Origin of the sequence: Nocardioides albidus (assembly GCF_006335005.1) — a bacterium.
In the GTDB taxonomy this organism is placed as follows: Bacteria; Actinomycetota; Actinomycetes; order Propionibacteriales; family Nocardioidaceae; genus Nocardioides; species Nocardioides albidus.
The window spans coordinates 20,595-28,723 of record NZ_VDMP01000008.1; the positions used below are offsets into that span (position 1 = coordinate 20,595).

The following is an 8,129-nucleotide window of genomic DNA, read 5'->3' on the forward strand; positions in this document are numbered from 1 at the left end:
CGGCACCGAGGCCGACGTACGCCGCATCGTCGGGCTGCTCGTCGACGACTACGACGGCATCGACGACCAGGTCCGTGAGCGGTACCGCTGGGCCGTCGTCCCCGGTCACTACGCCGGCGTGATGGCGATCCACACGCCCGTCCCCGAGGCGCTCCAGGCCGAGCGCCCGGCCGACCCCTACCCGGCCTCGCTCGTGGGCGTGGAGCAGCCGGTGCTGCTGGTCGCGTGCACGGCCGACCCGCTCGTGGACCAGGCCTGGACCGGTCACCTGTGCGAGGTCCTGCCGCAGGCGCAGGTCGCCGAGCTGCCCCACAAGCACTCGCCCAACATCTCGCACCCCGAGGAGACCTGGCAGGCGCTCGAGGACTTCCTCGCCGGTGCCGCCGGACTGGCCCGACAAGCTGCCCGTGCTGCCGAGTGACCCCCTGCACCCGGTCGCCGCGACCGAGGTCGACCACTCCACGCTGTTCCGGCTCGACGGTCGCACCTACGCGGTCGTGGGGGCGGGCGCCGGGATCGGCGAGCACGTCGCGCGCACCCTGGTGGCGATGGGCGCGCAGGTCGTCTGCGCCGACATCGACGAGACGAGCGTGCGCGCCGTCGCCACCGACCTCAAGGCGCCGCATGTCGTCGCCGACGTGACGACCGAGGACGGCGCCGCCGCGCTGGCCGCGGCGATCGACGCCGAGATCGACGTCCTCGACGGCTACGTCGACGTGATCGGACAGATGCAGCGCAAGGCGCTCGGCGAGTTCAGCCTCGCCGAGTGGCACCAGGACCTGCGGGTCAACCTGCACCACGCCTTCCTGCTCGGCCAGACCCTCGCGCCGAAGGTCGCGCGGAGCCCGGCGGGCTCGATCGTGCACGTGTCGAGCGTGATGGGCGCCCGAGCCGGCCGTCGCTCGCCCGGTTACGGGCCCGCGAAGGCAGCCCTCGAGATCTGGGTCAAGCAGCTCGCCGCCGAGTACGGCGCCCGCGGGGTCCGCGTCAACGCCGTCGCGCCGGGGCTGTTCCTGTCCCCACGCTTCGTCGGTGGGGCGGGCGCGAAGGCGGAGCCGGCTCTCGCGTCGCGCACCATGCTCGGCCGTCTCGGCCAGCCCTACGAGGTCGCCGCCACGATCGCCTTCCTGCTCTCTCCGGCCGCCGGCTACATCACCGGAGTCACCATCCCCGTCGAGGGCGGCTCGCTCTCCACGGACTCGACGGGGCTCGACGACCTCCCGTTGTAGCCCGTCGCCGACCCCGTGTGACACAGGTCTCACCGAGACCTATCAGGCCGATAGCCGTTCTGGGCGGGCCCCTTCCTTGACTGGGGGACCGGGTCGCACGAGGATCGGACAACGGGTCGACGCAAGGCCGAAGGCCGCGAAAACCGCTAGAAACAAGGGAAATCTCCGCTTCGATCGAAGCGGGCCCGCCAACATCTCTTCGCTATGACGCCCCACCAGCAGATGTGAGGCGTGGTCCCGGGCGCAACCTCTGCACGTCGCAAACCAGCAGCATCGAACTCACCACGAGGAGTGGACATGTCCGGATCTCAGCGATCGATGACCTCGCGCCGCGGATTCCTGCGCTACACCGGGATGGGCGCCGTCGCCATCGGGGCGGGCGGCCTGCTCGCCGCGTGCGGTGACAGTGGCGCCACTGCTGGCGGCGGCACGGTCGCTGGGGCGTTGAAGAAGCCTGCGAGATTCCGCGTCGCCACCGGGCCGGGTGACAACTTCCTGCTCGATCACATCAACTTCGAGCGGAAGCAGTTCGACGCCTACAACCTGCAGGTCGGCAAGCTCATCTACCCGCAGAGCGGCGTGCAAGCCATGCAGCTGCTGACCGGTGGGGGAGTCGATGCGATGGTGCAGGATCCGATCCTGACGATGGCCAGCTACGTCAACGGCCAGGAGGGCAAGCGACCGGTCATGGTGGGCCTGCGGGTCCCCGAGACGACGTACTCCATCGTGGCCAACGAAGGCACGGACTTCCCGGACGAGTCGGCGAGCTTCGAGGAGCGGATGCACGCGCTGGCCGGCAAGCGCGTGGGAGTCACGGCGGTCGGAGCCGGGAACGACCAGCAGCTCAAGCTGGCTCTCGAGGCGGCGGGGATGGCGTACGACGACGTCGAGCACGTCGGCGTCGGCCAGTTCGCCGCGGGCATCGCGCAGATGAAGGCCAAGCGGCTCGAGGCGTATGTCGGCTTCACGTGGGCGACCACGCGCCTGCTGGCTGCGCAGACCGGCGGCCGGATGTACATCGACTTCCTCGACCCGGCCACGCCGGAGATCCTGCGGAACCAGCAGGTGCAGTTCCACATCGTCCGGGAGGACTTCCTCGACAAGAACCAGGACGTCGTCACGGCCTGGCTCGCCGCCCAGACAGCAGCCTTGGACTGGGTGCTCGACAACCCGGAGAAGGCAGCCGACTTCTTGAACAAGAACAGCTTCGACGGCAAGGGGCAGGAGCTCGCCACCTCCTACATCAAGCACTTCGTCGACGACGTGGCGCCGAAGATCAAGCCGAACTGGGTGGTTCCCCAGGAGCCGGTCGATCTCATGATCGAGGTCGCCACCAAGCTGGGAGCCGTCAAGGAGGGCGAAGTCAGCTACGAGGACCTGGTCGCCGAGTCGGCACGCGCCTGAGGCACCTGCCGGACCTGCGCCCTCCGGGGTGCGGGTCCGGCGACCGGTCTAGCATCGCGACATGCGGTTCGAACAGCTCAGCTACCTGGAGGCCGCCCTCCGCACCGGGTCCTTCCGGCAGGCCGCCAAGGAGCTCGGCGTCTCGCAGCCGACGATCACCATGCAGGTGCAGCGCCTCGAGGAGGACCTCGGCGTCATCCTGGTCCTGCGCGACGCGCACGGCGTGCGGCCGACGTACGCCGCCGAGCGGATCCTTCCCCACGTCGTGGCCGCGATCCGGGCCGAGCACGCCATGCGCCAGGAGGCCAGCTCGCTGGAGAATCTCAAGGTCGGCAACCTGCGCCTCGCGGTCGTGCCGACGGCGAGCGACACGATCATGCCGGGCGTGGTGAAGCGGCTCCACGACGAGCACCCGAGCATCCGCTTCGAGGTCGCCGAGGGCGGCTCCGACATGGTCCGCCACGGCGTCCAGACCGGCCATTTCGACGCCGGCCTGCTCACCTACCTCGGCTTCGACGAGCTCTCCGACGACCTCCACTACGTCGACCTGCTCACCGGCCACCTCGTCCTCTGCGTCCCGGAGGACCACCCCGTCGCCGACAAGGACGAGGTCACGGCCGCCGACCTCGCCGGCGAGCCGCTCGTCTTCTTCTCCAAGGGGAGCATCCTGCGGCGGGCGTTCGAGAAGCTCGTCGCCGACGTCGAGACGAACGTCGTCTACACGACCGACGGCGTGAAGGCCGCCCAGCGCATGGTGCAGGCCGGCGTCGGCATCTCGCTGGCGAACACGCTGTCGCCGTACACCGCCAGCGGTGACGGCGTCATCCTCGTCCCCATCCGCGAGGACTGGGCCCGCGCCACCCTCGCCGCCGTCGTCCGCAAGGACGAGGCGCGCCCTGCCGTCGTGCAGACCTTCCTGCGCCTGCTCAAGGAAGCCGCGCATCCGCCACGCCGATAGGGCCCGGCAACAACACTGCCGATAGCCCTTCGGTATCACCCCGCCAGCCAGTCGGATCTTCCCGCCCCTCATCGGATCCCGTGAGACTGCGTGCGTTGCGTCACAACGCCGCAGATCTCGCGTACGCCGATGAGGAGAAGACCGCGTGTCCATCGATTCCACCGCCACTCCGGTCGACGAGCTCGCTGTCCGCGTCGTCGAGGACGCCCTCCGGTCCGGGCTCCAGGTCCTGCCCGAGCACGTCGGCAAGATGCTCCTCGCGGCAGCCGGGATCACCGTCCCGGCCGGTGTCGAGGTCGCCGACGTGGACGAGGTCCCGGCTGAGCTGACCGGGCCGTGGGCGGTCAAGGCGGTCTCCACGACCCTGGTCCACAAGACCGACGCCGGCGGCGTCCGGATCGGCGTCGCGCGAGAGCAGCTCGCGGAGGCGACGGCCGCCATCCGCGCCAGCCTCGCCGAAGCGGGCCACGCCTGCGAGGGCTTCCTCGTCGAGCAGATGGCGCCGAAGGGCGAGGAGGTCGTGGTCGGTGCCGTCCGCACCGAGGGCCTCGGCTGGGCCGTGATGGTCGGTCTCGGCGGCGTGTTCGTCGAGGTGCTCGAGGACGTCGCGTTCGGCGTCGCGCCGATCACCCGCGACCAGGCGGGCGCCATGCTCGCCGAGCTGCGCGGCCTCCCGCTGCTGCAGGGTGCGCGCGGCCGGACCCCGGTCAGCACCGACGCGCTCGTCGACGTCATCGTCCGGCTCGCCGGCGCCGACGGGCTGCTGGAGGCGCTCCCCGCGCAGGTGCGGGAGATCGACCTCAACCCGGTCATCGTCTCTCCGGACGGCGCGGTCGCGGTCGACGCCCGGTTCGTGCTGGACGCCGACGCCGAGGACGACGAGGTCGGTCACGAGGTGCGCGGCGCCGCCGACCTCGGCCCGCTCTTCGAGCCGCGCCGGATCGCGGTCCTCGGCGCGAGCGCCAAGGGCACCAACGGCGGCACCCTGTTCATCCGCAACCTGCTCGGCTACGGCTTCCCGGGCACGATCGTCCCGATCCACCCGAGTGCCGAGAGCATCGAGGGGATCGCCGCCGTGCCGTCGCTGGCCGAGGCCGGCGACATCGACTACGCGTACGTCGCCCTGCCGGCCGGCGCCGTCGCCGACTCGCTGGCCGCTGCCGGCGGCCGGCTGCGGTTCGCCCAGGTCATCTCCAGCGGGTTCGCGGAGACCGAGGAGGGCATCGGGCTGGAGCGGGATCTGGTCTCGCGGATGCGGGCGCTCGGCACGCGCGTGATCGGCCCCAACTGCCTGGGCACCCACTCGACCCGCGGCCGGATCACCTTCGTCCCGGACGCCCCCAAGGAGGTCGGCGGCGTCGCCGTCCTGTCCCAGAGCGGCGGCCTCAGCGTCGACATCCTGCGCCTGGGCGAGGCCCGCGGCGTCGCCTTCCACAGCGTCACGAGCATCGGCAACAGCGCCGACCTCACCGCCGCCGAGATGCTCGAGTTCCTGCTCGACTCCCCGGACACCCGCGTCGTCGGGCTCTACCTCGAGTCGCTCGCGTCGGGCCGGGCCGTCCTGGACGTCCTGTCCCGCCGGCCCGACGCGAAGCCGGTCGTCCTGCTCGCCGGCGGCCGCACGGCGGACGGCTCGCGCGCCGCGACCAGCCACACCGGGGCCCTGTCCGGGCACCACCGGCTCTGGCCGGCGCTCGCCCGCCAGGCCGGCATGGAGCTGGTCGACACGCTCGGTGACTTCGTCAACGTGCTCGCCACGATGGACCTGCTCGACGGCGGGTACCCGGTCGAGAACAACGAGGTGGTGCTCTTCGGCAACGGCGGTGGCGCGAGCGTCCTGGCCGCGGACGCCATGCAGCGTTGCGGCCTGACCACGCCGCGGTTGCCCGAGGCGACCATCGCCCATCTCGACGGTCTGGGGCTGCCGCCCGGCAACGGCCTGGCCAACCCGATCGACGCGCCGGCTCCGACCCTCGCCGTCGACGGCGGCGCGGTCGCCAAGGACATCCTCGGCGCGGTCCTCGACGCGACCCGACCGGCCGCCGTCATCTCGCACTTCAACGTCGGCATCATCCAGCGCAACATGGGCGCCACCCATGGCGACGTCACCGGAACCCTGATCGACGCGATCGCTGCCGCCCGCGACGCCGGACCCGCCCCCTGCCATCACCTGATGGTCCTCAAGGCCGACGGCAAGGCCGACATGGAGGCGCAGATCCGCGACTACGCGCTGCGGGCCCGGGAACGCGGCTTCCCCGTCTTCGCCGAGCTCGAGGAGGCCGCCGTCGTGGCCCGCGCGCTGGTGCGCCGCGGCCGTCGTGCGGCCGCCACCCCCCACTGACCCACCCGACCGACACCGAGGAAAGAGGGCGACTCGCCATGGAGCAGTCCCTTGCAGCGAAGCACCACGAGGAGCGCCGCGCCGCGGCCCTGGCCATGGGCGGGCAGGCCAAGCTCGCGAAGCGGAAGGCCGCCGGCGTGCTCAACGTCCGCGAGCGGGTCGACCTGCTCGTGGACGAGGGCACCTTCCACGAGCTCGGCCTCTACGCGACCTCGCCGGTCGACGCCGACAAGGACGTCACCCCCGCCGACGGCAAGGTGACCGGCACCGGTGAGGTCGGCGGGCGCCGTACCGCCCTCATCGCCTACGACTTCACCGTGAAGGGCGCGTCCAGCAGCTCGGTGAGCAACAAGAAGATGGCGCACCTGAAGGACATGGCCGCGCGCTGCGGCATGCCGCTGGTGTTCCTCACCGAGTCCACCGGCGTCCGGATGCCCGACGTCATGGGCGGAACGGGCATGGGCAACGGCAACGAGAAGGACCGGTTCCGTCGCAACCGGCAGAGCCCGTGGGCGACCGCGGTGTTCGGCTACGCGTTCGGCTCGGCCACCTGGCACACGGTCTGCGCCGACTTCGCGGTCTTCCGCAAGGGCACCGTGATGGCCGTGTCCAGCCCTGGCCTGGTCAGCCGCGCCACCGGCCAGGAGGTCGACGGCGAGATGCTCGGCGGCTGGAAGGTGCATGCCGACGTCACCGGCCTGGCCGACGCGGTGGCCGACACCGACGAGGAGGCGATCGCGCTGGTCCGGCAGTTCCTGTCGTACCTCCCCGCCCACAACGGCGAGGCTCCGCCGGTCGTCGAGGTCCCCGAGGGATCCGGCAGCCGGAGCGAGGAGCTGCGCACCCTGGTGCCCGAGTCGCGCACCCAGGTCTACGACATGCGCAAGGTGCTCGAGGTCGTCGCCGACGAGGGCAGCGTCTTCCCGATCAAGGCCCGGTTCGGCAAGAGTCTGGTCACCGCGCTGGCCCGGGTCGACGGCCGGACCGTCGGCTTCATCGCCAACAACCCGATGTTCAAGGGCGGTGCGATCGACGCCGACGCCTGCGACAAGGCGACCAGCTTCCTTGTCCTCTGCGACTCCTACAACATCCCGGTCGTCTTCATGGTCGACCAGCCGGGCTTCCTGATCGGCCTCGAGGCCGAGCGCAACAAGGTCGCCGGCAAGGTCATCAACTGGATGAACGCGCTGTCCCAGGTCACCGTCCCGAAGGTGACCGTGATGCTGCGCAAGAACTACGGCCAGGCCTACGTCAACATGGGCGGTGCCGGTACGGCGGACGCCAGCGCCGCCTGGTGGTCCGCGGAGGTCAGCTTCATGGACCCGCGCTCGGCCGTGGGTGTCGTGCACGGCATCACCGAGGAGGAGCACCCCGAGGAGTACGCCCGCCGCCTCGACGAGATGGCCCGTGACTCCACCGGGTACGACGTCGCGCGGGTCTACGGCGTCCACGACGTCATCGACCCCGTCGACACCCGCGACTACATCATCCGATCGCTGCGCGACAACCACCTCGCCCGCACCAACGGCGTCGGTGAGCACCTGCTCAGCGGCTGGCCGACGAGCTTCTGAGAGGGACGACGATGACCCATCTGCTTCCCGACCGCGTCCTGGTGGCCAACCGCGGCGAGATCGCCCGCCGCGTGATCGCCACCTGCCGCCGGCTCGGCGTCGGCTCCGTCGCCGTCCACCACGCTGTCGACGCCGGCCTGCCGTTCGTGCAGGAGGCGGACATCGCCCACGAGATCACCGGCGACGTGCCGGTCAAGGCCTACCTCGACGGCGCCCAGCTGATCGAGGTGGCGAAGGCGACCGGCGCGACCGCCGTCCACCCCGGCTACGGCTTCCTCGCCGAGAACGCCGACTTCGCGCGGCAGGTGGTCGACGCCGGGCTGACCTGGATCGGCCCGTCCCCGGATGCCATCCGCACGATGGGCGACAAGGTCGAGTCCCGCCGGGTCGTCGCCGCCCACGGCGTCCCCGTCAGCGGCGGGGCCGACGACGCGCTCGCCTCCGTCGACGAAGCCGTCGCCGAGGCCACTCGGATCGGCTACCCGGTCATCGTCAAGGCCTCCGGTGGCGGTGGCGGCATCGGCATGGCCGTCGCCCACGACGAGGAGCAGTTGCGCAAGGTCTTCGAGAGCACGCGGTCCCTGGCCGAGCGCAGCTTCGGCTCCGATCGCGTCTTCGTCGAGCGC

The 8,129-nt window shown here is 71.2% G+C and carries 7 protein-coding genes; all 7 read left to right on the forward strand.

Annotated features, from left to right (window positions below; genetic code table 11):
- A partial coding sequence (locus FHP29_RS00340) for an alpha/beta fold hydrolase (protein WP_192903929.1) occupies nt 1–421 on the forward strand: 421 nt, incomplete at its 5' end.
- Nucleotides 408–1,229 (forward strand): SDR family NAD(P)-dependent oxidoreductase, encoded by an 822-nt coding sequence (locus FHP29_RS00345; protein ID WP_158296429.1) that lies wholly within the window; start codon nt 408–410, stop codon nt 1,227–1,229. The genes FHP29_RS00340 and FHP29_RS00345, both read left to right, overlap by 14 nt.
- A gap of 297 nt (nt 1,230–1,526) precedes the next feature.
- On the forward strand, nt 1,527–2,633 hold the full coding sequence (locus FHP29_RS00350) for an ABC transporter substrate-binding protein (RefSeq protein ID WP_139620903.1): 1,107 nt from the start codon (nt 1,527–1,529) through the stop codon (nt 2,631–2,633).
- 61 nt (nt 2,634–2,694) lie between these two features.
- Nucleotides 2,695–3,591, forward strand: coding sequence for a LysR family transcriptional regulator (locus tag FHP29_RS00355; RefSeq protein ID WP_139620892.1), 897 nt, complete (start codon nt 2,695–2,697; stop codon nt 3,589–3,591).
- A 145-nt stretch (nt 3,592–3,736) separates the two neighbouring features.
- On the forward strand, nt 3,737–5,932 hold the full coding sequence (locus FHP29_RS00360; protein ID WP_139620893.1) for an acetate--CoA ligase family protein: 2,196 nt from the start codon (nt 3,737–3,739) through the stop codon (nt 5,930–5,932).
- Between the two features lie 38 nt (nt 5,933–5,970).
- A complete protein-coding gene (locus tag FHP29_RS00365) occupies nt 5,971–7,503 on the forward strand; it encodes an acyl-CoA carboxylase subunit beta (RefSeq protein WP_139620894.1) in 1,533 nt (510 codons plus the stop codon).
- Between the two features lie 11 nt (nt 7,504–7,514).
- Nucleotides 7,515–8,129 (forward strand): biotin carboxylase N-terminal domain-containing protein (locus FHP29_RS22105; protein ID WP_275669407.1); only part of this gene is annotated, 615 nt, incomplete at its 3' end.